This is a genomic window from Bradyrhizobium sp. (assembly GCF_049586575.1).
GTDB lineage: Bacteria > Pseudomonadota > Alphaproteobacteria > Rhizobiales > Xanthobacteraceae > Bradyrhizobium.
Genome location: NZ_JBAVCF010000611.1, coordinates 1 through 26,304, shown reverse-complemented (window position 1 = coordinate 26,304; position 26,304 = coordinate 1). Strand labels below are relative to the sequence as shown.

Below are 26,304 nucleotides of genomic sequence, written 5' to 3'. Positions count from 1 at the left end.
GGACGGTTCATTGCCGCCCTGTTTATCCTTATCTGCGCCCTGCTTGTCGGCACCCTGCTTCACCTGCCGGCTGTCGCTCGCGCCATTGGAGATCAGGTAGGTAGCAAGCTGCGAAGCCATATCGCCGCTCGTCGTGTAAAGCTCGCGGAGGAAGCCAGCGAGCGAACCGGGCGAGACTGTTTTCAATAAACCGCGCGGACTCTTGTGGCAGGCGTTGCAGGTGCCGGCAAAGAGTTGGGAAGCGCTTTTGCCGGCTTCGAGGTTTTGCGCCTGCGCCCACGTGGCCGGGCCCCCGAGACAACTGATCAAAAGCGTGACCGTCGCAAAAATGCGCGCTCGGCTCGACATTCCCTATTCTCCAGATGCGGAAAACGCTTCCAGCGCTCACTTCTCGAAAGGCTGGTGGCGTCACCTTTTAGCCGATTATCCCGCGAATGGAAGCGCACTAGTGACGAAACCGCGTGACCGCGGGCCATCGGAATATCTGCTTTGTATACAATACATTAGTGGCACGGACTGAAACCGCTCTCATAGTTGTCAATTAGCTTCGCAGGAACTATTTTGTTCCCTGCGCTTTTGACATCTTTGGGATCGCTCGTTCGGGGATTGCTCGTCTTGGTGGTTCAATGGAACGTTTGTTGCGTTACTTCCTGCAGCGGTTCATTCGCCGCGGTGCGATAACCTTTACCGCTGCCAACGGAGAAAAATTCACCTGCGGCGACGGGACGGGATCCCCTGTCTTTGCTCGCTTCATGACCACCGACGCCGAGCGAAGGGTACTGCGCAACCCGGAACTGGCGCTTGGCGAGATCTACATGGACGGCCACTTTGTCGTCGAAAACGGCTCCATTGCCGATGCGCTCGCCATCCTGATGGATCAGCCGGAAGTGTTGCCCCGCTGGGCCAAGCTGCAATGGTGCCTGCGCTATCTTGGCCGGCATCTGCGCCAGTTCAATTGGCGCGGCCGCTCCAAAAATAACGTCGCCCATCACTACGATCTCGACGGCAGGCTCTATTCGCTCTTCCTGGACGCCGACAAGCAATATAGCTGCGCCTATTTCGAGCAGCCAGGTACGACGCTGGACGACGCCCAGTTGGCCAAGAAGCGGCATGTCACCGCGAAGCTTCTGGTCAGGCCTGCCGATCGCGTGCTCGATATCGGCTGTGGTTGGGGCGGCCTCGGCCTCTATATCGCCGAGACAACCGGCGCCCATGTAACCGGCGTGACGCTGTCGACCGAGCAGTTGCAAGTTTCGAATGCCCGCGCAGCCGAGAAAAATCTGACCGGCTCAGTCAAGTTTCTGCTCGAAGATTACCGCGACATTCCGGGTCCGTTCGACCGCATCGTCTCGGTGGGCATGTTCGAACATGTCGGCGTCGACTTCTACGACACCTACTTCGAGCGTTGCGCCGAACTGCTGACCGATGACGGCGTGATGCTGCTCCACTCGATCGGCCGTTCGGAGGGGCCCGACGTCACCAATCCCTGGATCGCAAAGTACATCTTCCCGGGCGGCTACATCCCCGCGCTCTCCGAGGTCATGCCTTCGATCGAGCGCGCGGGACTTCTGGTCTGTGATATCGAGATCCTGCGGCTTCACTATGCGGAAACGTTGAAAGCCTGGCGAGAGCGCTTCATGGCGCGCCGGGAGGAAGCGGTCCAGCTCTACGACGAGCGCTTCGCGCGGATGTGGGAATTCTATCTCGCCTGTTCGGAAATGGCTTTCCGCAAGCAGAACCTGATGAACTTCCAGGTTCAGCTTACCAAGCGCCAGGGCGTGGTGCCGATGACGCGCGACTATCTGGCACTGGAAGAAGCCAAGCTGCGGCGCGCGGAGCTTAGCAAGCAGCCGCGCCTCCAAATGGCCGGCGAATAGACTGTCGTTGGCGTCCTTTCTCAGTTCGGCAGGCCGAAGCGAGAGGCATAACGGGAATAGGCCATCGCGGGCTGGGCCAGCCGGGCGCGCACGGCGGCGAGTTCAAGCCGGTCTACCGGGCGCGAGCGCCACTCGGCGCGGGAAAATTTCTCCATCGCCTCAATCAACCTCGACAGCCACACGGTCTGACCTTTTCCGGTCCGCCATGACGGAAGTTGTTGGCTCATCGCCGCTCCATCCTTCTCAGCCCTCGAAAAGGCCTCGATCAATAATTCCAACGCCACCCGCCCTGTTCCAATCCGACATGTCCGAAGAAAATTCGGACCACTGTGATCTGTCACAAAGGACTTACGGGCCTTGCCCTAAATCTCCAGAATGGCTCAGAAAACCGATCAACCGTTGCGCGGCAGGCCTTCGGTTATCCAAACCGACTACGCCTTGATTTTGATAGCTGTTGGCGCCGCTCTCGTCGCGCTGGTCTATCTCACTGATCTAACGGCTTTTCGGCACCTACGCTGCCCGACCCCAATATGGGTTGAGTATGTGCGTTGCCCGATAAGGTTCACCGGGTTGTGAAACTCTCGACACGCCTTAGCCGTTCCCCGGCGATGCCAAATCGCGTCAAGCACCAACCCGATAACCTTGCCGATTTCCCAACCTCAATTGTGTGAATCGGGCATAAGGCCAGTTGCCGCTTCCGCTTGATGCGAGAGAGGCGCTTTATCGCTGCCCCTTGTCCGCCAAATTCCGCCAAAGTTCCGCGAACACTGAGCCTCATGCCCTCGCTTGATTCGAACGTCCTGAAGCTCGCCCCCGAGGCGGGAACCCCTGCTTTCCGCAGCGCCCCTCACAATATCGAGGCGGAGCAGAGCCTTTTGGGCGCGATCCTGGTCAACAACGACGCGTTCTATCGGGTTTCGGATTTTCTCGAGCCCAAGCACTTCCTTGAGCCGATCCACCAGACCATTTTTGAGACTTCCAGCAGCCTGATCCGGATGGGCAAGGTGGCAACTCCGGTCACGCTGAAGACCTTTCTGCCGGCTGATGTCGACATCGGCGGGATGACGGTTGGTCAGTACCTGGCACGCCTTGCCGCCGAAGCCACCACCATCATCAATGCGCAGGACTACGGGCGCACGATCTATGAGCTGTCGCTGCGCCGCGATCTGATCCGGATCGGCGAGGATATGGTCAATGTCGCCTTCGACGCACCGGTCGACTTTGCGCCGCGCGCCCAGATCGAGGATGCCGAGCGGCGGCTCTACGAACTGGCGGAATCCGGACGTTATGACGGTGGGTTCCAGCGCTTTTCGCAGGCGCTCACGGTCGCCGTCGATATGGCGGCCAAGGCCTTCCAGCGTGACGGCAAACTGTCGGGCATCGCGACGGGCCTTCGCGATCTCGACATCAAGATGGGCGGGCTGCAATCGTCTGACTTGATCGTCCTGGCGGGCCGTCCCGGCATGGGCAAGACCGCGCTCGCCACCAACATCGCCTACAACGTGGCGAAGGCACATCGCGCCGAAGTTCAGGCCGACGGCACCATGAAGTCGGTGAACGGCGGCATCGTCGGCTTCTTCTCCTGCGAAATGTCGGCCGAACAGCTCGCGACGCGTATCATCGCCGAGCGCACCGGAATTCCGTCCAGCAATATCCGCCGCGGCGGTATCACCGAGGCCGATTTCGAGAAGATCCGCGACTATTCGATCGAGCTGCAATCACTGCCGTTTTATGTCGACGAAACAGGCGGACTGTCGATCTCGCAGTTGACGGCGCGCGCGCGCAGGCTCAAGCGGCAAAAGGGCCTCGATGTGATCGTGGTCGACTACATCCAGCTGCTGCAGGGATCGGGCAAGCGCGGCAACGACAACCGCGTTCAGGAAGTCACCGAAATCACTACCAGCCTGAAGGCGCTCGCCAAGGAACTCAACGTTCCCGTGATCGCGCTGTCGCAGCTGTCGCGCCAGGTCGAAAACCGCGACGACAAGCGTCCGCAATTGTCCGACTTGCGCGAATCCGGCTCGATCGAGCAGGACGCCGACGTCGTGATGTTCGTCTATCGTGAAGAATATTATCTCGCCAACAAGGAGCCACGCGCGGGTACTCCGGAATACGAGAAGTGGATGCTCGACATGTCGCTCGTGCACGGCAAGGCCGAGGTGATCATCGGCAAACAGCGCCACGGCCCGACCGGCACCGTCGAACTTCAGTTCGAGGCGAGCGTAACCCGTTTCGGCGATCTCACTCCCGACAACCATTTGCCGGACCGGACCTACTAAAGCGGGACCTCTCTCGGGTTGAACGGCCGCCAGCGCGCGCATAAAATACGGCATGAACATCGCCTCCGATCCAAAGTCGCTGCCGGCCGATTCTGTTCTCTCGCCGGAAGCCAACAGGGCGGCGGCACTGGCTGCCGCCAGCGGCATTCTGACCATCGATCTCGATGCGCTGGTCGCCAATTGGCGCAAGCTCGAGAAAACCGCAGTGCCTGCCGAATGCTCGGCCGTGATCAAGGCCAACGCCTACGGCTGCGGAACTGAGCCGGTCGCACAGGCCCTCGCCAAGGCCGGCTGCAAGACCTTCTTCGTTGCGACCCCGGACGAAGCGGCCGCGGCACGGGCAGCGGCGCCTTCGGCCGTCATTTACGTGCTCAACGGCTTCATCCAGAACACCGGCGATGCCTATGCCAGGATTGACGCAAGGCCTGTCATCGGAGACCTCAACGAGCTCGCCGAATGGGATGTCTTTTGCCGCCGCACCGGCTGGGCCGGCGGCGCGGCCATCCACATCGACACCGGCATGCATCGGCTCGGCCTCACCATTGCCGAGGCGCAGGGCCTCATCCCGAGGATCCACGCCGGCGATCACGGCATATCGCTCGTGATGAGCCACCTCGCCTGCGCCGAAAGCCTCAACCACCCGATGAACGCTCGCCAGTTGGCCGCCTTCCGTGCGATTGCCAGCGAGTTTTCCGGCGTGCCTGCCTCACTTTCGAACTCGTCCGGTATCTTCCTGGGAGGCTCCTTTCTGTTCGAAATGGTACGGCCGGGCGCGGCCCTCTACGGCGTCAATCCGACGCCGGAAGCCGACAACCCGGTGCTGCCGGTCGTCGAATTGAAGGCCCGCGTCCTGCAGATCCGCGACGTCGAACGCGGCGAAAGCGTCGGATACGGCGGGAACTGGACCGCCCGGCGGCCGACGCGGCTTGCCGTCCTCTCTGCCGGTTATGCCGACGGCTATTTCCGTGCCGGCAGCAGCAATGATGGCACGCGCGGCGCCGAGGTGATGGTCGCCGGCAAGCGCTGCCCGGTCGCCGGCCGTATCTCGATGGACCTGATGGCTGTTGACGTCACCGATCTGGAAAAAAACGCCGTGCGCCGCGGCCATCTGGTGACGCTGATTGGCGAAGGCATCACGGTTGATGAACTCGCTCATCACTTCGGCACCATCGGTTATGAGGTTCTCACGAGCCTCGGCCGGCGTTACGCGCGGGTCTACAAGGCGGACCTCAAAACTGACGAGGCGACCAGCGCCTCCTCACCATAGATTTTTGCCGTCGACCACCATGACCGGCACGGCATCGAGATCGAATTCGTCGAACAGTCTGGAATTGACCCCGACACGCGGATTGTTGAAGTCCGGCTTTCCGCTCGACCGGTCGGGCGACTCGGAATAGGTGCCGCAGCCGCAATTCGCACAAAAATGATGTTTGACCGTACGGCTGCCCCATCGATACGTAGCGGCCTGCTTCGGCGGCTGGACGAGGTTGAATTGCGCCGGCGTATAGTAGGCCCACAACGCGCCACGCTTCGAGCAGAGCGAACAAGTGCAGCGCGTAACGCTGGTCGGGGCCTCACTCACTTCGAATTGCGTATCGCCGCAATGGCAGCTTCCCTTGATCGTCATGAACTCTCCTTCTCAACATAAGAACAGCGCAACCACTAAACGAACCCTGTTGCCAACGCAGTGTCAGCAGCGCAGCCTCTCGTCGATGCGTCGGGGATTGCGGTAACGCGGCTAAGAAGATGCTACACTTGAAGGACACTTTACCGATCCGATGAAAATCGCGACTTTCAACATCAACAATATCAATCGGCGCCTGCCGAATCTCCTGATGTGGCTAAGACGAGCCAAACCCGACATCGTCGCCCTGCAGGAATTGAAAACGACCGACGATGGTTTTCCGCATGCGGCCATCGAGAAGGCCGGCTATGGCGCGGTGTGGCGCGGACAAAAGACCTGGAACGGTGTGGCGATCCTGGCGCGAAACGCCGACCCGGTGTTGATCCGCAGCGCCCTCCCCGGTGACGCCAGCGACGCCGAGGCGCGCTATATCGAGGCCGCCGTCAAAGGCATCATCGTGACAAGCCTCTATCTTCCGAACGGGAATCCGCAGCCAGGACCGAAATTCGATTACAAGCTCGATTGGTTCAAAAGGCTGCGGACACACGCCGCCAAATTCATCAAGCAGGACGTTCCCGTGGTGCTCGCCGGCGACTACAACGTCGCCCCCACTGCACTCGATATCTACCCGACGAAATCCTGGGACAAGGATGCGCTGATCCAGCCGAAGAGCCGCGCCGCATTCCAGGCCTTGACGCGACAAGGCTGGACCGACGCGATCCGCACGCTTCATCCTTCAAAACCGATGTTCACGTTCTGGGACTACAAACGCAACCGCTGGCCGCGTGATGCCGGTCTGAGGCTTGATCATCTCCTGCTAAGCCCCGCGCTTGCGCCGCGGTTGAAGAAGGCGGGCGTCGACCGTCTGGTGCGCGGTGAGGCAAGCGCGAGCGACCATGCGCCGGCGTGGCTAACGCTAAATCAGGCGCGGTTCCTAACCAAAGGCCAATGAATCGGCTTGATTCGCTTAGGTCTTGTTTAATGAAGCCCCGCTACGATGCCCTGTTATTGCGGCTTTCGCATTGGAATTGAGCCTCCACCTTTTTCGTCGTTCCGGCCAGGAAAAAATGCTCGTTTGTTATCTCACCGATGAACCCGGGAAGATACCTGCCGTCCGCGCGATGCTGGAACCGCACCACTATGTGGTGGCCAGATTGCTGGGGGACGAGGCTGCCAGCGGCACCGGTGGCGTCCTCATGGTGGACGCCGACCTGCGCGAAATGGTTCGTGTGGAACAAATCAAGCAGGCCCTGGGCGAGCTGCATATGGTTACCGAAAAGCTGTTTGTCGTCCAGCAACACCTCCATCACATGGTCGCGCAGGCTTTTGCACTCGGCGCCACGTCGGTCGTTCGCAACACCCACGAGCTCGGCCCCAAGCTCGCGCAGATTGAAGCCAGAGCAAAAGCCACCGGAAACGGGCCCTCCGCCGTTGCAGCCCAAACCATCGACTGCGCCCAAGCCTTCGTCTCGATCTTTTCCGCGATCAAACACGGCAAGCCGATCAACCTTTCGGAAGCTGAAGGCGTCACATCACACATCGTCAACAGCATCGAGCGAAACGGCTTAAGCACCTGGCTCGATGATGTTCGCCGCTATCATCAGGGCACCTTCCAGCATTGTCTGCTGGTGACGGGCATCGCGGTGGGATTTGCGCTGGAAGCAGGGTTTATCGATATCGACGTCAAACGGCTGGGAATTGCCGCCACCTTGCACGATATCGGCAAGGCCCGTATTCCGTTGTCCATCCTCGACAAGCCAGACCGCCTCGATCCGGACGAAGACGAAATCATGAAACGTCATCCGGTGATCGGATATGAATTGTTGAAGGATATTCCGGGCATCAACCCGGAGATCCTTGATGGCGTCAGGCACCATCACGAATATCTCGACGGCTCGGGCTATCCCGACCACCTCCCGGCCGGACATATTTCGGATCTGGTGAGATTGCTCACCATCTCGGATATTTTCGCGGCACTGATTGAATCACGGCCGTACCGAGAGCCGATGTCGCGGCAAGACGCCTACAAGGTTTTATGCGATATGGACGGCAAGCTCGAGATGCCGCTCGTCAAGGCGTTTCGCAACGTCGCGCTCGTGGCGTGACGCGAAACGTTCTTCTGGCGAATCTTCCCTGCTACCTTAGATCCGATCCGGAAAGCGAATGATGAAATTGTCGCGGTTCGGCATTTTTACCTTCGGCAGCGTTTCCGCATTTATCGTATCCTTGGCATCGATCAGCTTGTTCTCGGCAAGAATATAGGCCGTGAGCGCGTAGACTTCATCATCGCTGAGCGAACGTGACGCGGTGAACGGCATCGCGCTGCGGATGAAGTCGAAGATCGTCGTGGCGTAGGGCCAGAAATTCTTGATGGTCTTCTGCGAGGCCGAGATGCCGTCAAGCTTGCGGTCATTCACCAAAGCCACGGCAACACCACCCTTGGCGTTGTCGCCATGGCAGGCCGAACATTTCTCGGCAAAGATAACGGCCCCCCGCGGACGTGCCGCCGCTTTCGGCAATCCGGTCCCGTCAGGCAGGATGCTGATGTCCCAATTGGCGATCGCAGCTTCATCGAGCGGCTTGCCGAGATGCGGCGTCTCAGCCAACGATACGCCGGCGGTCGTTGCAAGCAGCAACGAGGAAACGAAGAGAATGCGCTTAGGCGTAATGCTTGACCTCGCCGTTGCTTGCGATGCCCCAGCTTGTGATCGAGTTGCAATGCTGATTTGGAAAACTCAGTATCGGTGGCGGCTTCGTCAGCTCGCCGCGAACGGCAACGAATTCGGCGCGGGTCGGCTGCACGTTACCCGCTTCGTCCCATGCCCTGCTCTGTAATGTCGCAGGTCCGCGTCCCAGCGCCACGGCATGCGGAAGCGGGTGAAGGCCTTGCTCAAGACCGGCTCCTGAAGCGCGGCTTGGCCCCAGCTCTTTCCTGCCATCGGCCGAAACCATCACCTTCTCGATCCGTCCTGCACCGGAATAAGCGATGCCGGAAACTTCATAGAGACCACTCCCCTTCAGCGCCATGCCGTGCGACGGGCTGGTGATGAAAGATTTGACCTCTTGCAGAAAGTAGAAGCGGTAGGCCTTTCCGTCCGGCAATATCTGCGAATAGGTCCGCGATTCATACATGCTCATCGCAGGTTGTTCGACGGAGCGTGCGCGCAACCTTGGCCTCGAACTTCGAGCGCGGTTGGTAAGGGAGCGTCGCCTCGCCGATCTCAAGGCTCCATCGATCGTCGGTGAGTGGCTCGGCGCCGGCGGCCGATGGCGCTATGCCCGCCCCCATGGCGCCCGCCAGCATCACGCCGCGCCCCAATAGCGCGCGACGATCAATCAAGCCGTTGCCGGCCACGGCCTCCAAAGCTTGCTTTCCTGCATCGCGTTCTCTTGCGATGCGATCGGCGGACTTGTTCATCAACAGCCCTCCCTAGCCTTTGGGCGTTTTCAACCGCCCAGTGCTTGGCAAGCAGGCTAGCCCCCCGCATTGCAGCCGTCTATATCCCACTCGTCATGACGTGGCGCGAAGAGCATCGCTCTGGAGAGAAAGCCGACGCAGCCGATTCGGCAGGAGGCCCATCGCTTGAATTTCCTTTTCGTCCTCGCTGTTGGCCTCGTCGCGGGCACGATCTCCGGCATCGTCGGCACCGGATCCTCGATCATGCTGATGCCGGTCCTGATCTATCAATACGGACCGAAACAGGCCGTACCGATCATGGCCGTCGCCGCCGTGATGTCCAACCTGTCGCGCATCCTCGCCTGGTACCGTGACGTCGACTGGCGGGCCTGTGCCGCCTATTCCATTCCCGCGATCCCAGCCGCAGCGCTTGGTGCGCGCACTTTGCTGGTGCTACCGTCGCGCGTCGTCGATATTTCCATAGGCCTGTTCCTGATCGCGATGGTGCCCGCGCGGCACTGGCTCGCCAGGCACAGCCTGAAGCTTTCGCTCTGGCATCTCGCCATCGGCGGCGCGGGAATCGGCTATCTCACAGGGATTGTCGTTTCGACTGGCCCCTTGAGCGTGCCGCTATTTCTATTCTACGGCCTGACCAAGGGCGCCTTTCTCGCGACCGAGGCGGCAAGCTCGCTCGGCATGTATGTGAGCAAATCCGTGACCTTTCAGCGCTTTGGCGCCCTGACGCCGGAGGTCGCGCTGCAAGGCCTGATCGCGGGCTCCTCACTGATGTTCGGCGCCTTCATCGCCAAGCGCTTTGTGCTGCATTTGAAACCCGAGGCATTCCGCCTACTGATGGACGGCATCATGCTCGCGGCTGGCTTTTCCATGCTATGGAACGCCATGCAATCCCAGTAAGTGGCGGCTTAGACCTCGATGGCCAAGAACACACTTTCCTTTGTCTGCCAAAACTGCGGCGCGGCCTACAACCGCTGGCAGGGCAAGTGCGACTCCTGCGGCGAGTGGAACACCCTGGTCGAGGAGGATGTCACCGGCGCGACCACGATGCCGGTCTCGATCCGCAGCAAGCGCAAAGGCCGCCAGTTCGCGCTGGAGAGCCTGACCGGCAAAAGCCAGGATGCCCCGCGCCTTCCTTCCGGCATGGCCGAACTCGACCGTGTCACCGGCGGCGGATTTGTGCGCGGCTCGGTGCTTCTGGTCGGCGGCGATCCCGGCATCGGTAAGTCGACGCTGTTGACGCAGGCGACGAGCCTGCTTGCCCGCGCCGGCCACCGCGCCGTCTATATCTCTGGCGAGGAAGCCGTGGCGCAGGTGCGGCTCCGTGCCGAGCGCCTGGGATTGGCGGACGCGCCGGTACAATTGGCCGCCGAGACATCCGTTGAAGACATCGTCTCAACCCTTTCCGAAGGCGCCGTGCCGCGCCTGATCGTGATCGACTCGATCCAGACCATGTGGACCGACACGGTGGAATCCGCCCCGGGCACGGTGACCCAGGTGCGCGCTTCGGCGCAGGCGCTCATTCGCTTTGCCAAGAAGTCCGGCGCGGCGATCATTCTGGTCGGGCATGTCACCAAGGACGGTCAGATCGCCGGGCCCCGTGTAGTCGAACACATGGTGGACGCCGTGCTGTCGTTCGAGGGCGAAGGCTCGCAGCAATTCCGTATCTTGAGGGCGGTGAAAAACCGCTTCGGCCCGACCGATGAAATCGGCGTATTCGAAATGACGGGGCTTGGCCTTCGCGAGGTCTCCAATCCTTCCGAGCTGTTCCTGTCCGAGCGCGATCTCGGCAGTCCTGGGACGGCCGTGTTCGCCGGCATCGAGGGCACCCGCCCGGTACTGGTGGAGTTGCAGGCTCTGGTGGCGCCCACTTCGCTCGGCACGCCCCGCCGCGCGGTGGTCGGCTGGGACCCAAGCCGGCTCTCGATGGTGCTGGCGGTATTGGAGGCCCATTGCGGGGTCAAACTGTCGGGCCATGACGTCTATCTGAATGTTGCCGGTGGTTTGCGCATCCAGGAACCGGCCGCGGACCTCGCTGCGGCTGCCGCGCTGGTGTCCTCGTTGGTCAACGCACAACTCCCCGCCGACGCGGTCTATTTCGGCGAAATTTCGCTGTCCGGCGCGGTCCGGCCGGTGGCGCAGACTGCAGCCAGGCTTAAGGAGGCCGCCAAGCTTGGCTTCGGCCGCGCCGTCTTGCCCGAATCGGCTCGCGGCGAGGCTGGCGGCGATTCAGGACTTTCGTTGAACCCGGTGGGAGGATTGACCAGCCTGGTGGCGGAAATCGCCGCGCGCGGGTCACCCAGAGGGAACAGAGACGGTGCGGCGCCTGAAAAAAATACCACACCTGCGAGATTCCGGCGTCAGGAAGGCTAGCCGCAGGTGACGTCCCCCACCCTCGCCGCTATACATCGCGCGCGAGGCTGGATGGCGCGATTTCCGGCCTTGCCGAGTGCCCTATCGGACCGCCAGCCTAAAGACGGCGATTCGCGGTTTGAGCTAGATGCGGAACTGACAAGCCGATGCCAATTACAATTCTCGATCTCGTTCTGCTTGGTGTGATGCTGATCTCCGGCCTGCTCGCGATGGTACGCGGCTTCATGCGCGAAATCCTGTCGATCGCCGCTTGGGGCGCCGCGGCACTGGTAACGCTCTATTCCTTCTCCAAACTGCTGCCGACCGCGAAGACCTATTTCAACAACGATACCGTGGCGAGCATTGTCGTGGTCGCCGGCGTCTTCGTTGGAACGTTGATCGTGGTTTCCGTCATCACCGTCCGGATCTCCGACATGATCCTGGATTCGAGGATCGGGGCGCTCGATCGCACGCTTGGTTTCCTGTTCGGATTGGCGCGCGGCCTGCTTATCGTCGTCGTGGCCTTCCTGTTCTTTACCTGGCTGGTTCCTGACAAACAGCGGCCGGACTGGGTGACCGGGGCAAAATCCCGGGTTGTCCTGCAAGGAACCGGGGATTGGTTGATGGCGCTCTTGCCGGATGACCCGGAGAACACCATCTTGAAGAGATTCAAGAAGAATAAACCTGAAGATGAGCAAACTGACGCCGACCAGGCGACGCCGGCCTCGGGCGATGGTTATAGTAAACCCGCCCGCGACAGCCTTAAAAAGCTGATTGAAAAGCCTGCAGCGCGGTAATATCTGGTCGAAAGAGAGGCGCGATGGACGGTCAACAGAGCTCTTCAGACGACGCCAAAGCTCCGGGGCCGAACAACGGCCCGCTCTATCTGGAAGATTCCGACCTGGAAGGCGACACGCTGCGTGAGGAATGCGGCGTGTTCGGCATTTTTGGGCACCCCGAAGCGGCAGCCATCACTGCCCTCGGGTTACATGCGCTTCAGCACCGCGGCCAGGAGGCCGCCGGCATCGTCTCATTCGACGGGACCCGGTTCCATTCCGAACGCCGGCTTGGCCTGGTCGGCGACACGTTTTCCCGGCGCGAAGTGATCGAGCGCCTGCCCGGTAATGCCGCGATCGGCCATGTCCGATATTCGACCACCGGCGAGACCATTCTGCGCAATGTGCAGCCGTTGTTCGCCGAGCTCAACGCCGGCGGGTTTGCGGTCGGCCACAACGGCAATCTCACCAACGGACTGACGCTGCGCCGCGAACTGGTGCGTGGCGGCGCCATGATGCAGTCGACCACCGATACCGAGGTCATCCTGCACCTCGTTGCGCAGTCCAAGCGCAACCATTTCATCGACCGTTTCATCGAGGCGCTACGGGCGATCGAGGGCGCCTATTCGCTGGTGTCGCTGACCAACAAGAAGCTTATCGGCGCACGCGACCCGCTCGGCATCCGGCCGCTGGTGCTTGGCGAATTTGACGGCTGCCCAATCCTGGCGTCCGAGACCTGCGCGCTCGATATCATCGGCGCCAAATATGTCCGTGACGTCGAACCCGGGGAGATCGTCGTGTTTGACGAGCGCGGCGCGCAAAGCCACAAGCCGTTCCCGCCGAAGCCGCCCCGTCCGTGCATTTTCGAATATATCTACTTCTCGCGGCCGGATTCCATTGTCGGTGGTCGATCGGTGTACGACGTCCGCAAAGCCTTCGGCGCTCAATTGGCGCGCGAAAGCCATGTGCCGGTGGATGTCGTGGTGCCGGTGCCGGATTCCGGCGTACCCGCCGCCGTCGGCTACAGCCAGTTTTCGGGCGTTCCATTCGAGCTTGGCATCATCCGCAACCACTATGTCGGCCGCACCTTCATCCAGCCGACCCAGAGCATTCGCGAATCCGGCGTGAAGATGAAGCACAACGCCAACCGGGCCGCCATCGAGGGCAAGCGCATCGTCCTGATCGACGACTCGCTGGTGCGCGGCACTACCTCGAAGAAGATCGTCCGCATGATGCGCGATGCCGGCGCCCGTGAAGTTCACTTCCGTCTCGCCTCCCCGCCGATCGTGTATCCCGATTATTACGGCATCGATCTGCCTGACCGCGGCGGCTTGTTGGCGGCGACCCATAATCTGGAGGAAATGCGCGAACTCATCGGCGCCGATACGCTGGCCTTCCTGACGGTTGACGGCATGTATCGCGCCATGGGCTTTCCCGGCCGCGACGCCGCCAATCCGAAATTCTCCGACCATTGCTTTACCGGGGCCTATCCGACCAGCCTCACCGACCACGACCAGGTCGAGCCGCAGCCGCGGCAATTGTCGCTGCTGGCGGAAGCAAGCTGACACAAGGCGTGAGATGCAGCCATTCGTCGGCAGGGCATGAAGGTGACACCCGATGGCTCCGGAAACGGAACGAATAGCGACAACATCCAGTCAGGCGGCTTCAGCTAAGAGCTAAGAGGACAAAAATTGGTCATGACCGGGCTTGTCCCGGCCATCCACGTCTGTAAAACCCGCCGCAAACGTGGATTGAGATTATGACCCTCCCCCTTGCCGACCGCATCGCCCTTGTCACCGGCGCTTCACGCGGCATCGGCTATGCCACAGCACGCGCGCTCGCCAAGGCCGGCGCGCATATTGTGGCCGTGGCGCGCACGCAAGGGGGCCTGGAAGAACTGGACGACGACATCCGAAAAGACGGCGGCAGCGCCACGCTGGTGCCGCTGAACCTGACGGACGTCGATGGTATTGCGCGCCTTGGCGCGGCGCTGCATGAGCGCCACGGCAAACTCGACATCCTCATCGGCAATGCCGGCGTCGCCGGTCCCTCTTCGCCGCTCGGCCATATCGACATGAAGCCGTGGAACGACGTGATCTCGGTCAACCTATCCGCCAATTTTCAGCTGATCCGCTGCATGGAACCGCTGCTCAAGAATTCCGACGCCGGCCGCGCCGTGTTCATCACGTCGGGCGCGGCCAACAAGGCCTCCGCCTATCTCGGCCCTTATGCGGCCTCTAAAGCGGCGCTGGAGACGTTGGCGCGGGTATGGGCCAATGAGACGGTATCGACGCGGCTGCGGATCAGCCTGTTCAATCCAGGCCCTCTCCGCACCCGTATGCGCGCGACCGTCTTCCCTGGCGAAGACCCAATGACGCTCGACACGCCGGAGCAGGCCGCCGAATTCATCGTGCCGATGTGCCTGCCGTCATGGAATGAGACCGGCCGGTTCTACGACTACCAGACCCGCACGCTGATGAGCTTTCGCAGCCCCGCCTGACCGAGGCTGCGCTAGTGGAGTGGATTTGACATTCGCTACCCAACCAGCCGCGAGTTCGTAAGGCGAATGTCAAATCCGAAACTCCACTAGAAAACCTATAATTGCTAGTGGTCCTGTGATTCTAACATTCGCAAAAGTGCCCGCTGAGAGGGGAGCGAATGTTAGAATCGGACCACTAGGCCGTCTTGACGCCGCGAGGTTTCGTTCTCGAGAGCGTGCCGGCTGCAACGGCGACCGCCAGCAGCACCAGCGCCGATGCGAGGAAGAACGGCGCGCCCGGCAATTGCATCGGCGCCTGCGCGCCGATGAAATAGGCAAAGGTCAGCGTGAACAGGAACGGTCCCAACAACTGGGAGACACTTTGCACGCTCGATGAGGCGCCCTGCAACTGACCCTGCTGGTCCGCCGCAACTTCCTTGGTCATCAAGGACTGGATCGCCGCTCCCGAAACGCCCCATAGCGACATCACGGGAATTCCGAGCCAGGACAAAGGTCCGGTAGGGGCAACGGCAAAGATCAGAAAACCGGCAGCGCCACAGACCAAACCCAGAAGCAGTGCAAGACGCTCGCCGAAAAGCCGGATGATCGGTCCGATGCCGGCCCCTTGCACCAGCATGGCGCAGACACCGACCATTGCCAGCGTGATACCAACCGTCTTTGAGTCCCAGCCATACCGATAGGTGGCATAGAGCACAAAGGTCGACGGCAATACCGCATGCGCCAACTGGGTAAAAAAATTCACCAGCGATAATCCGGCAAGAATGCGTTTCGAGCGCAGCAGATTCAGCGCGCCTATCGGATTGGCGCTTTTCCAGCGGAACGAAGCGCGGCGATCTCGCGGCAGCGACTCCGGCAACATCAACAGGCCATAGATCGTGTTGGCTAAGCTCAAGCCCGCCGCCACCCAAAACGGCAGCCGGGGATCGGCATCGCCGAGCAACCCGCCGACGGCCGGACCCACGATGAATCCGGCGCCAAACGCTGCACCGACCTTGCCGAATACGGCAGCCCGCTTTTCAGCAGGCGTGATATCCGCGATGTAGGCGAAGGCAGTTGAAACGCTGGCCGAAGTGATGCCCGAGATCACCCGGCCGACAAACAGCCAGATCAAGGACGGCGCCAGCGCCATCAGGACGTAGTCGAGCCCCAGCCCGAAATTCGACAGCAGCACCACCGGCCTGCGGCCAAACCTGTCCGACAGGCTACCGAGGATTGGCGAGAAGAAAAACTGCATCAACGCCCAGGCCGTTCCGAACGCGCCAAAAATACGGGCCGCGCGCGCGGTATCGTTGTCGACGAAGCTCTCAACGAGTTTTGGCAGGATCGGCATGATCAGGCCGAGCGCGAACATGTCGAGCAGGATCGTGACAAAAATGAAGGCCACCGCGGCACCGCGGGCGGGCGCTGCCGGCGGCGTGCCGCTCATGACGGCCGCTTCCGTTTATGCGCAAACGGATTGGCCTTCTCGCGCAGCGAAATTCGCACCGGCGTACCCGGTAATTCAAAATATTCGCGCAAGGAATTGACGAGGTAACGCAAATAGGATTGCGGCACGGCATCGGCGCGCGAGCAAAACAGCACGAAGCTCGGCGGCCGCGCCTTGGCCTGCGTAATGTAATTCAACTTCAACCGGCGGCCGGAAACCGCCGGCGGCGGATTAGCGTCCACCGCCTGCTCGAACCAGCGATTAAGGGCCGCCGTCGCCACTCGCCGATTCCACACGGCATAAGCGTCTTCGATGGCGCGCATCAGGTGGTCGATGCCCTCGCCCATCAAGCCCGACACCGTAACCAAGGGCGCGCCCCTGACCTGCGGCAGCAGGCGATCGGCCTCAGCGCGCAGCGCGGAAATCGCGCCCGATCTTGTTTCCATCAAGTCCCATTTGTTGACCGCAATCACGAGCGCGCGGCCCTCGCGTTCGATCAGATCCGCAATGCGCAAATCCTGTTCCTCGAACTTGTTTTGCGTATCCATCATCAGCACGACGACCTCGGCAAAGCGCACCGCGCGCAAGGCATCCGCGACCGACAGCTTTTCCAGTTTTTCCTCGATACGCGACCGACGTCGAAGCCCTGCGGTATCGAACACACGAAAATCCCGGCCATTCCATGTGAATTCCACGGCAATGGAATCGCGCGTGGTCCCGGCCTCGGCGCTGGTCAACAGCCGCTCCTCGCCAAGCAGGCGATTGATCAGCGTGGATTTGCCGGCATTGGGGCGGCCCACGACGGCCACCCGAATGGGCCGTTTGGCGATATCCTCGTCGGATTCGATGATGTCGTCATCGTCGAACTCTTCGTCCTCCTCTGAAGGCTCCGGCATCAAGGCGCGCAGCGCGTCGTAAAGCTCGCCCATACCCTCGCCGTGCTCGGCCGAAACCTGGACGGGATCTCCGAGGCCCAAGGCGTAGGCCTCCATCGCGCCAATCTCTCCGTGTTTGCCCTCGCTTTTGTTGGCGAGCAGAATAACCGGCTTGTTGGCGCGGCGCGCATAGTCGGCAAAAGCACGGTCGCTTGGTGTCAGCCCAGCGCGGGCGTCGATCACGAACATCAATGCATCCGCGAGCCCGATCGCCGCTTCAGTCTGCTCCTGCATCCGCGCGGTCAGTGACCCCTTCGCGCCCTCATCGAGCCCGGCGGTATCGATCACTGTGAACTGGAGATCGCCGAGCCGAGCTTCGCCCTCACGCCGGTCCCGGGTGACGCCCGGCGCATCGTCGACCAGCGCCAGCTTCTGCCCGACCAGACGGTTGAACAGCGTCGACTTCCCGACGTTGGGCCGGCCGATAATGGCGATCGTAAAGGGCATCAGCGACCAGGAATGGGAGGAAGTCGAACTAGAGCATATTCTCGCAACAGACGGGGCATCCGTGCGGGAATAGCCCATCGCTCCGACCGTAAGCAATGAAATAGCCGGTTAGCGCGTGAACGTGCCGCCGGGCAGCGGCGCCGGGAATGCCGCGCCTGATTGTTGAGCCGGTGGCGCGGATTGTGCCGGCTGAGCGCCAGATTGTTGCACGTTGGCCGGCTGATCGGGCGGCGGCGCAGTGGTGCGCTGACGAACGATTTTCTTCTTCGGTGCCGGCGGTGCCGCTGCGGTAGAATCTTCCTCCGGCGCAGCCGCAGGGTCTGTGCTCGCGGTTGCCGCCGCTGGTTTCTTCTTGGCAGTCTTTTTCGGCTTGGTTTCGGGAGGTGGCGGCGTTGGAACGGCCACAGCCTCCTGTGCGTTCTGATCGCCTTCCTGAGCACCCTTGTACAGCGATTTCGGAACGCCCTGTTCGAGACCGGGTACGCCATCGGGGAATACGGGCTTGCGTTCACCCGGCAGCTTTTTCTTGGTGTCGATCCAATCAAGCCAATCCATCGGGTCGAAGCTGCTGATATTACTCGAGCAGCCGACCAGCGCGCAGCATAGCGCGACCAGCACGGAAGCGGCGATGAGGCGTTGCGGGCGACGCATGGTCGATTTCTCGTTCAACACGTTTTCCTGTCGTCAGCTCTTGGCGACCGGTGGAAGCAACGCCTGGAGCGCCTCGGCTCTCGAGCGCAGGCCAGACGGCGTCTCACCATCGTTGGCAATCATATCAAGCCATTGTCGCGTCGCGGCCGTGTCGTTGGCACGCCAGGCCGACAAGGCGAGCAGTTCACGCGCGCTATGGCGAAAGGTTGAGTCCGGCCTGGTAGCAGCTTCCAGCCGCTGCAACATGTTCTGATAGCTATCGCTATCCAGTAGCAGCCCCGCGGCGCGAATCCGCGCCAGGTCCTGTTGCTCAGTGCCGACACTGCGATCGGCCGCGATCTCATCGTATAGTTTGGCCCCGGCCTTCGGATCACGCGTTGCGACCTCGGCCGCCGCGCGCAACCGCGCCAACATGCGGTATCCCGACGGAGCTGTCGCCGCGATCTTGTCGAACGCCGCCTCTGCCTCGGCATGCTTGTTCTGATCAGACAGGACGATGGCGGCATCAAAGGCCGCTCCGGCCACAGCCGCCTTCTGGGCTTCCAGATATTGATAGCCGCGCCAGCCGCCGACGGCGGCGACGATCAGGATCGCACCCGCAATGATGTAGATCGAGTACTGGTCCCACAGCTTCTTGAGCTGTTCACGGCGGACTTCCTCGTCAACTTCGTCAAATAATTCAGACACTTAGAGATACCCCATCCCCGGCCACGCGCGTCCGGAACCCCCGACGCCATTAATCTGTTCCCTGATGGAGGCCGCGTTACCTTAGTGATGTGGCGGTGGCAAGGCAAAGCCAGCCCAGCCAAAGCGTTAACGGTGCCGCTCGCCGTCTCGATTCCCGCAGTGCGGACTTCTGAACCACTACGCTGCGCGGTCATCCACCGTCGGCCCCCGGCAACCGGTCTCAGGGCTTCGCCTTCATGCCGTAAACATGCTCGGGACCCGGAAACGCGCGCGACCGGACATCAGCCGCATAGCCCTGGATCGCCGCTTCAATCATCGGACCGAGGTTACCGTAACGGCGGACAAATTTCGGGGCCCGCGGCGACAGTCCCAGCATGTCCTCCAACACCAGGACCTGACCATCACAGGCTGCGCTGGCGCCGATGCCGATGGTCGGAATGTCGATCGTCCCGGTGATCTTGCGGGCCAGGGGTTCTGCGACCGCTTCGACCACGACCGAAAACGCGCCGGCTTGCGCGACCGCAACGGCATCGTTTTCGATCGGCTCCCAGCTTCCTTCCTCGCGCCCCTGGGCACGGAACGAACCGAGCGTATTGATCGACTGCGGCGTTAGCCCAATATGGCCCATCACGGGTATGCCGCGCTCCGCCAGAAACGCGATCGTCTCCGCCATCCGTGCGCCACCCTCGAGCTTGATCGCGCCGCAATGGGTCTCCTTCAGGATTCTCACCGCCGAATGAAACGCCTGCTCCTTCGAGGCCTCGTAGGAGCCGAAGGGCATGTCGACGACGACAAGCGCATGCTGCGAGCCGCGCATGACTGCATGTCCCTGCAGGATCATCATGTCGAGCGTCACCGGCACGGTAGTTTCAAAGCCGTGCATGACGTTCCCAAGGGAATCGCCGACCAGAATGACGTCGCAATAGCGGTCGACCAGCGCTGCGGTATGGGCGTGGTACGAGGTCAGCATCACGATCGGTTCGCCATTCTTGCGCGCGCGGATATCGGGTGCGGTTTTGCGCTTGATCGCGGCCTGAACTGACATTTTAAACTCCTACGACGGGAACGCCGATGACGACGGGATGGAATGCGAAAGCCAGCGCCAGATAGACGACGATACCAACCGCGACCGCAATCATGTCGTTGCCCCAGCCGCCAACCGGGATTGGCGGGCCTCCGGCGTCGGATCGGCGTTTCAGCGAGATACGGTCAAACACCGCCCAGCCCAGGAATGAGCCAAACAGGATGATCGAACCCAGGTCGCCGTTGGCGAGCAAGTGCGCGGCCGCCCACAACTTGACGCCGGCCAGCATCGGGTGCTTGAGCGCGGTGTAGATGTGGCCGCGCATGAAAGCAGCGACCACCAGAATGACCGCCGGCAACATCAAGGCGATCGCGATGTGCTTGAGAACGACCAGCGCTTTGGCGGGAACCAACCCCTCCCAGACATCAATCATTCCGGCTGCGCGATAATGCGCAAAACCCCAGGCGATCAGCGCGATCCCAAGCACGGAGACGAGCACGTAAGCGAGCTTGTAGCCACCCTCGCCCATGGCGGAAATGGCACGTCCACGAACCTCGCGCCGGGCCGGCAAGGTATGCACGCCGAGAAACAGGACGAGCCCCAGGATCATCACCGCCAGTCCCATGATGCCGTATCGCTCCGGATGGTTCCTTTCGGGCATCGCCTACACGTTCGGGGGCCAAACGGCAATGCGCGAGATCGAGACGGAGGGCCGTTTTGGCAGGTCGCGGGGCGGCGTGGGCGCGGCTATGGCGTCGCCTTCTGCTTGTCGATATCGCGGTTGTCGACGTAGCGAATGGCGATCGGCCGCCCGGCCAGGGCTCCCCCGAGATTGCCGGTGAATTTGAGCGGCACGCAGGCGCCGATGGAATCGTTGATCGCCTTGAGATAGGTATTACGAACCTCAGATGGCGTGCCCTGGGTGGCGAACGTCAGACGTGGCGGCCCGATCAGATCGCCTGACCGCTTGAAGCTGAAACGCACGGTCATTTGCATGCCTTCTTTCGCCGATTCTGCCGGTGGGGGCGTCCAGCATGAACGTAGAGCTGCGAAGAGATCGCCGATATTGTCGAGGTCGTGGTCGGGCTTTTGATATCGCGACGCGTCTTCCTCCTGCGGCTTGCTCTCGACCGTCAGCTGGAGGTTCTCACCATAAGGATAGTAAATTTCGGGAATGCAGGGACCGTGATTGAGCACGCTGCAAAAGGACGGCGTGCATGGCCGATGGGACAGAACGCTGCAAGGCTCGTGAAAAAAAGGCGTGGCATTGATCCGGTGCCAGCGTCTCGCGTCGGCGCTGCCCGAAATGGCAAGTCCTGCAGCAGCAACAACGAAAACGATAGCGGTGCGACGGAGCATGCGCAGGGCCCTCGGAAGCAGCCCATATTGTAACGCGAAAACGAGAGGAAGGATTGGGGTTGTCGCCGCCAGGCTGTTCACATCCTCGCGTGTGGCCGGCCACGATGACGGAAACCGCTATGCCTTCTTTTTCACGTCCTTGATGCTCGAGAAGACGATGCCCTCGGCGCGTTCTTTGGTGTAACCGAGATAGAACTCGTTCTTGGCGAGAAACACCGGGTCGCCGTCGACATCGTCGGCAACGCCTGAACCATTGGCCGCAATAAACGCATCGAGCTTCTTGCGATCGTCGGACGAAATCCAGCGCGCCAGCTGGAACTCTGACACTTCAAATTCCACCGGCAATGCGTATTCAGCTTCCAACCGCGCCTTCAGCACATCGAGTTGCAGCGGGCCGACCACGCCCACCAGAGCCGGGGCGCCGTCGCGCGGCCGGAATACCTGGACGACGCCCTCCTCCGACATCTGCTGCAACGCTTCCTTGAGCTTCTTGGCCTTCATGGCATCCGTCAGCCGTACGCGGCGGACGATTTCCGGCGCGAAACTCGGGACGCCAACGAAAGTAAGTTCTTCGCCCTCGGTCAGGGTATCGCCGATCCGCAAAGTACCGTGGTTGGGAATCCCGACGACATCGCCGGCAAAGGCTTCGTCAGCCAGTGCGCGGTCCTGCGCGAAAAAGAACTGCGGGCTCGAAAGCGACATGTTCTTGCCGGTGCGCACCAGCTTCGCTTTCATGCCACGGGTCAGTTTGCCCGAGCAAAGCCGTGCAAACGCGATGCGGTCGCGGTGATTGGGATCCATATTAGCCTGGATCTTGAACACGAAAGCGCTCATGCGCGGTTCGGCGGCTTCCACCCTGCGCAAATTGCTTTCCTGCGCCCGCGGCGGCGGCGCAAAGCGACCGAGGCCCTCAAGGAGATCGCCCACTCCGAAATTTCGCAGGGCGCTGCCGAAATAGACCGGCGTCAGGTGGCCTTCGCGAAACGCATCGAGTTCGAACGGCTTGCAGGCTTCCGAAACCAGCGCGAGCTCGTCCTTGACCTCGGCGACATCGAGATTGGCATTGCGGCCAGCCAATTCGGCGATATCGATCTGCTGCGCCGCGCCGGTCTTGGCGCCGCCGCCCTCCAGAAGGCGCACGCCGCCGCTGGCGAGATCGTAGGTGCCGAGGAAATCGCGTCCGCGGCCAACCGGCCAGGTCATCGGCGTGGTGTCGAGCGCCAGCGTCTTCTCGATCTCGTCCAGGAGTTCGAACGTGTCGCGGCTCTCGCGGTCCATCTTGTTGATAAAGGTGATAATCGGAATATCACGAAGCCGGCACACTTCGAACAGCTTGCGCGTGCGCGCCTCGATGCCCTTGGCGGCGTCGATCACCATGACCGCGGAATCGACGGCCGTCAGCGTGCGATAGGTGTCTTCGGAAAAATCCTCGTGCCCCGGCGTATCCAGAAGGTTGAACACGAGGCCATCGAATTCGAACGTCATCACCGACGTCACCACGGAGATGCCACGCTCGCGCTCGATCTTCATCCAGTCGGAACGGGTATTGCGCCGTTCGCCCTTGGCCTTGACCTGCCCCGCCAGGTTGATGGCGCCGCCGAACAGCAGAAGCTTTTCCGTCAGCGTGGTCTTGCCGGCGTCGGGGTGCGAGATGATGGCAAAGGTCCGCCGGCGCGCTACTTCGCTGGCGAGCGGCGACGGGGATGAAGAATCAGCGCTGAGGGCAACGTCGGACATGGGGCAAAGCGTTTGGCAGGGAAACCGGACCGGATCAAGCAGGGCCGGCACCAATCCATATAGGGATGGTGCAGCCTGGCTCCAGTCTGGGTCGTCCGATTAACGCATCAATATCACCAGCCAGTAGGCCGCGGCGGCGACCCCGGCAGCAGCCGGAATGGTGATGACCCAGGCATAAACGATCGAACTCGCCACGTTCCACCTCACGGCCGACATTCGCCTCGCAGCGCCAACGCCGACGATGGCGCCGGTGATGGTGTGGGTGGTCGACACGGGAACCCCGAGGAAGGTGGCAAGGAACAGCGTCGCCGCACCACCGGTCTCGGCGCAAAACCCCTGCATCGGCGTTAGTTTGGTGATTCTCAGGCCCATGGTGCGGACGATCCGCCAACCGCCCATCAACGTTCCCAGCGCCATCGCAGCCTGACAGGCCAGCACGACCCAAAACGGGATGTAAAATTCCGCGCCGAGCTGCCCTTGCGAAAACAACAGCACCGCAATGATACCCATCGTTTTTTGTGCATCATTGCCGCCGTGGCCGAGCGAATACAGCGAGGCGGAGGCAAACTGCAAGATCCGGAATGCGCGGTCGACCGCGAACGGCGTCGACCGGACCGAAGCCCAGGACACGATCACGACCAGCACAAGCGCCAGCAAGAATCCGATCAATGGCGACAGTACGATCGCCAGCAGCGTTTTAATCAAGCCGCTCCAGACCGCCGCAGAAAGCCCGGCTTTCGCCATGCCGCCGCCGACGAGCCCGCCAATCAACGCATGCGAGCTCGATGACGGAATGCCCAACGCCCAGGTGATCAGGTTCCAGACGATAGCTCCGACAAGGGCAGCAAAGATAACGGCCACGTCGATGACGCTTGGATCGATGATGCCGGTGCCGATGGTATGGGCGACATTGAGCCCGAACACCGAAAAGGCCACGAAGTTGAAGAACGCCGCCCAGAACACAGCATATTGCGGCCGCAGCACGCGGGTCGATACGATCGTTGCGATCGAGTTGGCCGCATCATGCAATCCGTTGAGAAAGTCGAACAGCAACGCGACAGCGATCAACCCGACCAGAACCGGAAGACCAAGCGCAGCATCCACCTGACGGCCCCGCCCTATACCTGTTCGATCACGATGCTGTTGATCTCATTGGCCACATCGTCGAAACGATCGGCCACCTTCTCCAGATGGTCGTAGATTTCCACGCCGACAATGAAGTCCATAACGCTGGCGTGGCGGTGCTTGAGGAAAAGTTCCTTCAGGCCGATATCGTGGAGGTCATCGACACGCCCCTCAAGCTTGGTCAGTTCTTCGGTAATCGCCGTCAGCATCGAGACGTTATTGCCGATCGCCTGAAGCAGCGGCAAGGCACGGCTGACAAGGTTGGAGCACTCGACGAGAAGCGTCCCCATTTCGCGCATCGGCGGCTCGAAGGTACGGACTTCAAACAGCACGACGGCTTTCGCGGTTTGCTGCATCTGGTCGATGGCATCGTCCATTGCCGTGATCAGGTTCTTGATGTCACCGCGATCGAACGGCGTGATGAACGTGCGACGCACCGCAGTCAGCACCTCGCGTGTGATATTGTCGGCATCGTTCTCGAATTGATTGACGCGTTGGCAAAAAACCGGGGTTTCCTCGCCGCCCTGAAGCATGCCTTGCAGTGCGAGCGCGCCCTGCTGCACGGCCTGCGAGTGCCTGGCAAAAAGATCGAAAAAGCGTTCTTCCTTCGGAAGGAAGGCGCGAAACCACCGCATCAACATTGGTATTTTATCCAAAATTGCCGAATAGACCGGTCAGAGCGACCCGTCGTAAATCTGTCATAGACCATTTTCCAGAAGTCCGCGCGGCAGCGGACCTGTGGAACCCGGTCATCCACGGCTTTGTGACGCCCGGACGGCGGGTAAAAACCCGCCCCTGACTAGAGTGAGCGCCGGAAATAACTGGCTATTTCGCCTACGATTCCGCGCCGGAACGTCAGCACGCAAGCGACGAAAATGGAGCCCTGGATCACCGTCACCCACGAGCCGTATCCGGCGAGATATTGCTGGGTTGCGACGATGATGAACGCGCCGATCACCGGCCCGAATACCGTGCCGAGCCCTCCGACCAGCGTCATCAAAACGATCAGCCCGGACATCGCGACCTCGACGTCGGACAGCGAGGCATTCTGAACGACGAACACCTTCAGCGAGCCGGCAAATCCCGCCAGCGCCCCCGACAGGATAAAGGCAACCAACTTGTACTGGTCGGTCTTGTAGCCCAGCGAAATCGCGCGCTGTTCGTTCTCACGGATCGATTTCAGCACCTCGCCGAACGGCGAGTTGATCGCACGGAAGATGACGAGAAAGCCGAACAGGAAACCCGCGACGATGACGTAATAGAGCACCGTCGGTTTCGAGAGATCGAGGATCCCAAACAAATGGCCTTGCGGGATACCCTGGATGCCGTCTTCACCATGCGTAAACGGTGCTTGCAGATAGATGAAATAGACCAGTTGCGACAATGCCAGCGTGATCATGGCAAAATAGATGCCTTGGCGCCGGATCGCGACGATACCCGTGATGACGCCGAGCCCCGCCGATGCGGCTATGCCGACGAGAATTCCCAGTTCGGGCGGCAACCCCCACACCTTGAGGGCATGGGCGGTGACGTAACCGCCGGTCCCCAGAAACATCGCATGACCGAATGACAGCAAGCCGCCATAACCGATCAGGAGATTGAAGGCGCAGGCCAACAGCGCAAAACACAGCGCCTGCATCACGAAGAAAGGATAGAGGTCGGTCAGCGGCACGATCAACAGCAGCAACGTCATGACCGCGAACGCGATCATCTCATCGCGGATCGCACGCGGGTTTGCCGGTACGGTATCGTCGGTCATCGCCGTCATCTTACGTCGCCCGCCCCGTCAGCCCTGTGGGTTTCACCAGCAGCACCAGCACCATGAGAGCGAATACGACGGTGTTGGATGCTTCCGGATAGAAGTATTTCGTCAAGCCTTCGATCACGCCGAGCGCAAAGCCGGTGATGACCGAGCCCATGATCGAGCCCATGCCGCCGATCACCACGACTGCAAACACCACGATGATGATGTTCTCGCCCATCAAAGGCCGGACCTGATTGATCGGCGCCGACAACACGCCGGCGAGCGCGGCGAGACCGACGCCAAGGCCATAGGTCAGTGTGATCATTCGCGGCACGTTGATGCCGAAGGC

General features: G+C 61.1%; 27 protein-coding genes and 1 pseudogene. 10 read left to right on the top strand and 18 right to left on the bottom strand.

What is annotated here, in order from left to right; all coding sequences use genetic code 11:
- Positions 1-348: pseudogene (locus tag WB528_RS22745) on the bottom strand (hypothetical protein); the annotation flags it as partial.
- A gap of 278 nt (positions 349-626) precedes the next feature.
- Between WB528_RS22745 and WB528_RS22740 the strand changes: the two are divergent.
- Entirely contained in the window at positions 627-1,877 is a 1,251-nt protein-coding gene (locus WB528_RS22740) for a class I SAM-dependent methyltransferase (RefSeq protein WP_423890896.1), read from the top strand.
- 20 nt (positions 1,878-1,897) lie between these two features.
- Here WB528_RS22740 and WB528_RS22735 read toward each other — a convergent pair whose 3' ends face one another.
- Positions 1,898-2,104, bottom strand: a complete 207-nt coding sequence (locus WB528_RS22735) for a transcriptional regulator (protein ID WP_423890894.1) — start codon at positions 2,102-2,104, stop codon at positions 1,898-1,900.
- Between the two features lie 549 nt (positions 2,105-2,653).
- On the opposite strand from WB528_RS22735, the gene WB528_RS22730 reads away from it, so the two are divergent.
- Together WB528_RS22730 and alr are read left to right on the top strand one after the other, a co-directional pair.
- Positions 2,654-4,156: a replicative DNA helicase gene (locus WB528_RS22730; RefSeq protein WP_423890892.1), complete on the top strand. Its 1,503-nt coding sequence runs from the start codon at positions 2,654-2,656 to the stop codon at positions 4,154-4,156.
- Positions 4,157-4,208: 52 nt separating this feature from the next.
- A complete protein-coding gene (alr, locus tag WB528_RS22725; RefSeq protein ID WP_423890890.1) occupies positions 4,209-5,423 on the top strand; it encodes an alanine racemase in 1,215 nt (404 codons plus the stop codon).
- Here the strand turns inward: alr and WB528_RS22720 are convergent.
- Positions 5,415-5,783 (bottom strand): GFA family protein, encoded by a 369-nt coding sequence (locus WB528_RS22720; RefSeq protein ID WP_423890888.1) that lies wholly within the window; start codon positions 5,781-5,783, stop codon positions 5,415-5,417. The two genes, alr and WB528_RS22720, sit on opposite strands and share 9 nt — an antisense overlap.
- Positions 5,784-5,934: 151 nt before the next feature.
- Here WB528_RS22720 and WB528_RS22715 point away from each other — a divergent pair, with 151 nt between their 5' ends.
- Positions 5,935-6,732 (top strand): exodeoxyribonuclease III, encoded by a 798-nt coding sequence (locus WB528_RS22715; protein ID WP_423890886.1) that lies wholly within the window; start codon positions 5,935-5,937, stop codon positions 6,730-6,732.
- Between the two features lie 115 nt (positions 6,733-6,847).
- Positions 6,848-7,885, top strand: a complete 1,038-nt coding sequence (locus tag WB528_RS22710) for an HD-GYP domain-containing protein (RefSeq protein ID WP_423890884.1) — start codon at positions 6,848-6,850, stop codon at positions 7,883-7,885.
- Positions 7,886-7,921: 36 nt separating this feature from the next.
- On the opposite strand, the gene WB528_RS22705 is transcribed toward WB528_RS22710, so the two are convergent.
- From WB528_RS22705 to WB528_RS22695, 3 genes are read right to left on the bottom strand one after another with little or no spacing between them, the layout of a single operon-like run.
- Complete coding sequence (locus tag WB528_RS22705) at positions 7,922-8,386, bottom strand: c-type cytochrome (protein ID WP_423890881.1); 465 nt, start codon at positions 8,384-8,386, stop codon at positions 7,922-7,924.
- A 52-nt stretch (positions 8,387-8,438) separates the two neighbouring features.
- Positions 8,439-8,918, bottom strand: coding sequence for a hypothetical protein (locus WB528_RS22700; protein ID WP_423890878.1), 480 nt, complete (start codon positions 8,916-8,918; stop codon positions 8,439-8,441).
- Complete coding sequence (locus WB528_RS22695) at positions 8,905-9,198, bottom strand: hypothetical protein (protein ID WP_423890876.1); 294 nt, start codon at positions 9,196-9,198, stop codon at positions 8,905-8,907. Before WB528_RS22695 ends, WB528_RS22700 begins: the two co-directional genes overlap by 14 nt.
- A gap of 165 nt (positions 9,199-9,363) precedes the next feature.
- Here WB528_RS22695 and WB528_RS22690 point away from each other — a divergent pair, with 165 nt between their 5' ends.
- The 5 genes from WB528_RS22690 to WB528_RS22670 all read left to right on the top strand — a co-directional run bounded on the left by WB528_RS22690 (position 9,364) and on the right by WB528_RS22670 (position 14,820).
- Positions 9,364-10,092 carry a sulfite exporter TauE/SafE family protein gene (locus WB528_RS22690; RefSeq protein WP_423890875.1) on the top strand — a complete coding sequence of 243 codons (729 nt, stop codon included), beginning with the start codon at positions 9,364-9,366 and terminating at the stop codon, positions 10,090-10,092.
- Between the two features lie 18 nt (positions 10,093-10,110).
- On the top strand, positions 10,111-11,565 hold the full coding sequence (radA, locus tag WB528_RS22685; RefSeq protein WP_423890873.1) for a DNA repair protein RadA: 1,455 nt from the start codon (positions 10,111-10,113) through the stop codon (positions 11,563-11,565).
- 146 nt (positions 11,566-11,711) lie between these two features.
- The gene (locus WB528_RS22680; protein ID WP_423890871.1) at positions 11,712-12,341 is read left to right on the top strand and encodes a CvpA family protein; all 630 of its coding nucleotides are present in this window, start codon (positions 11,712-11,714) and stop codon (positions 12,339-12,341) included.
- A 23-nt stretch (positions 12,342-12,364) separates the two neighbouring features.
- The gene (gene purF, locus WB528_RS22675) at positions 12,365-13,885 is read left to right on the top strand and encodes an amidophosphoribosyltransferase (protein WP_423890869.1); all 1,521 of its coding nucleotides are present in this window, start codon (positions 12,365-12,367) and stop codon (positions 13,883-13,885) included.
- A gap of 194 nt (positions 13,886-14,079) precedes the next feature.
- Entirely contained in the window at positions 14,080-14,820 is a 741-nt protein-coding gene (locus tag WB528_RS22670; protein ID WP_423890867.1) for an SDR family NAD(P)-dependent oxidoreductase, read from the top strand.
- 175 nt (positions 14,821-14,995) lie between these two features.
- Here WB528_RS22670 and WB528_RS22665 read toward each other — a convergent pair whose 3' ends face one another.
- The 12 genes from WB528_RS22665 to WB528_RS22610 all read right to left on the bottom strand — a co-directional run.
- Complete coding sequence (locus WB528_RS22665; protein WP_423890865.1) at positions 14,996-16,246, bottom strand: TCR/Tet family MFS transporter; 1,251 nt, start codon at positions 16,244-16,246, stop codon at positions 14,996-14,998.
- Positions 16,243-17,628 (bottom strand): ribosome biogenesis GTPase Der, encoded by a 1,386-nt coding sequence (gene der, locus WB528_RS22660; protein ID WP_423890863.1) that lies wholly within the window; start codon positions 17,626-17,628, stop codon positions 16,243-16,245. The genes WB528_RS22665 and der overlap by 4 nt, the downstream gene beginning before the upstream one ends.
- 108 nt (positions 17,629-17,736) lie before the next feature.
- The gene (locus WB528_RS22655) at positions 17,737-18,279 is read right to left on the bottom strand and encodes a hypothetical protein (protein ID WP_423890904.1); all 543 of its coding nucleotides are present in this window, start codon (positions 18,277-18,279) and stop codon (positions 17,737-17,739) included.
- A gap of 33 nt (positions 18,280-18,312) precedes the next feature.
- Positions 18,313-18,966 (bottom strand): tetratricopeptide repeat protein, encoded by a 654-nt coding sequence (locus WB528_RS22650; RefSeq protein WP_423890861.1) that lies wholly within the window; start codon positions 18,964-18,966, stop codon positions 18,313-18,315.
- A gap of 220 nt (positions 18,967-19,186) precedes the next feature.
- Positions 19,187-20,011: a 3-methyl-2-oxobutanoate hydroxymethyltransferase gene (gene panB, locus WB528_RS22645; protein ID WP_423890859.1), complete on the bottom strand. Its 825-nt coding sequence runs from the start codon at positions 20,009-20,011 to the stop codon at positions 19,187-19,189.
- A 1-nt stretch (position 20,012) separates the two neighbouring features.
- Positions 20,013-20,615 (bottom strand): NnrU family protein, encoded by a 603-nt coding sequence (locus WB528_RS22640; RefSeq protein WP_423890902.1) that lies wholly within the window; start codon positions 20,613-20,615, stop codon positions 20,013-20,015.
- Between the two features lie 122 nt (positions 20,616-20,737).
- Positions 20,738-21,349 carry a hypothetical protein gene (locus WB528_RS22635; protein WP_423890901.1) on the bottom strand — a complete coding sequence of 204 codons (612 nt, stop codon included), beginning with the start codon at positions 21,347-21,349 and terminating at the stop codon, positions 20,738-20,740.
- Positions 21,350-21,466: 117 nt separating this feature from the next.
- Complete coding sequence (locus WB528_RS22630; protein ID WP_423890857.1) at positions 21,467-23,086, bottom strand: peptide chain release factor 3; 1,620 nt, start codon at positions 23,084-23,086, stop codon at positions 21,467-21,469.
- A 99-nt stretch (positions 23,087-23,185) separates the two neighbouring features.
- Positions 23,186-24,190 carry an anion permease gene (locus WB528_RS22625; protein ID WP_423890855.1) on the bottom strand — a complete coding sequence of 335 codons (1,005 nt, stop codon included), beginning with the start codon at positions 24,188-24,190 and terminating at the stop codon, positions 23,186-23,188.
- 14 nt (positions 24,191-24,204) lie between these two features.
- Complete coding sequence (locus tag WB528_RS22620; RefSeq protein ID WP_423890899.1) at positions 24,205-24,849, bottom strand: DUF47 domain-containing protein; 645 nt, start codon at positions 24,847-24,849, stop codon at positions 24,205-24,207.
- A gap of 161 nt (positions 24,850-25,010) precedes the next feature.
- Positions 25,011-25,979, bottom strand: a complete 969-nt coding sequence (locus WB528_RS22615) for a branched-chain amino acid ABC transporter permease (protein ID WP_423890852.1) — start codon at positions 25,977-25,979, stop codon at positions 25,011-25,013.
- 1 nt (position 25,980) lies between these two features.
- On the bottom strand, positions 25,981-26,304 hold a 324-nt coding region (locus tag WB528_RS22610; RefSeq protein WP_423890849.1), incomplete at its 5' end, for an ABC transporter permease subunit.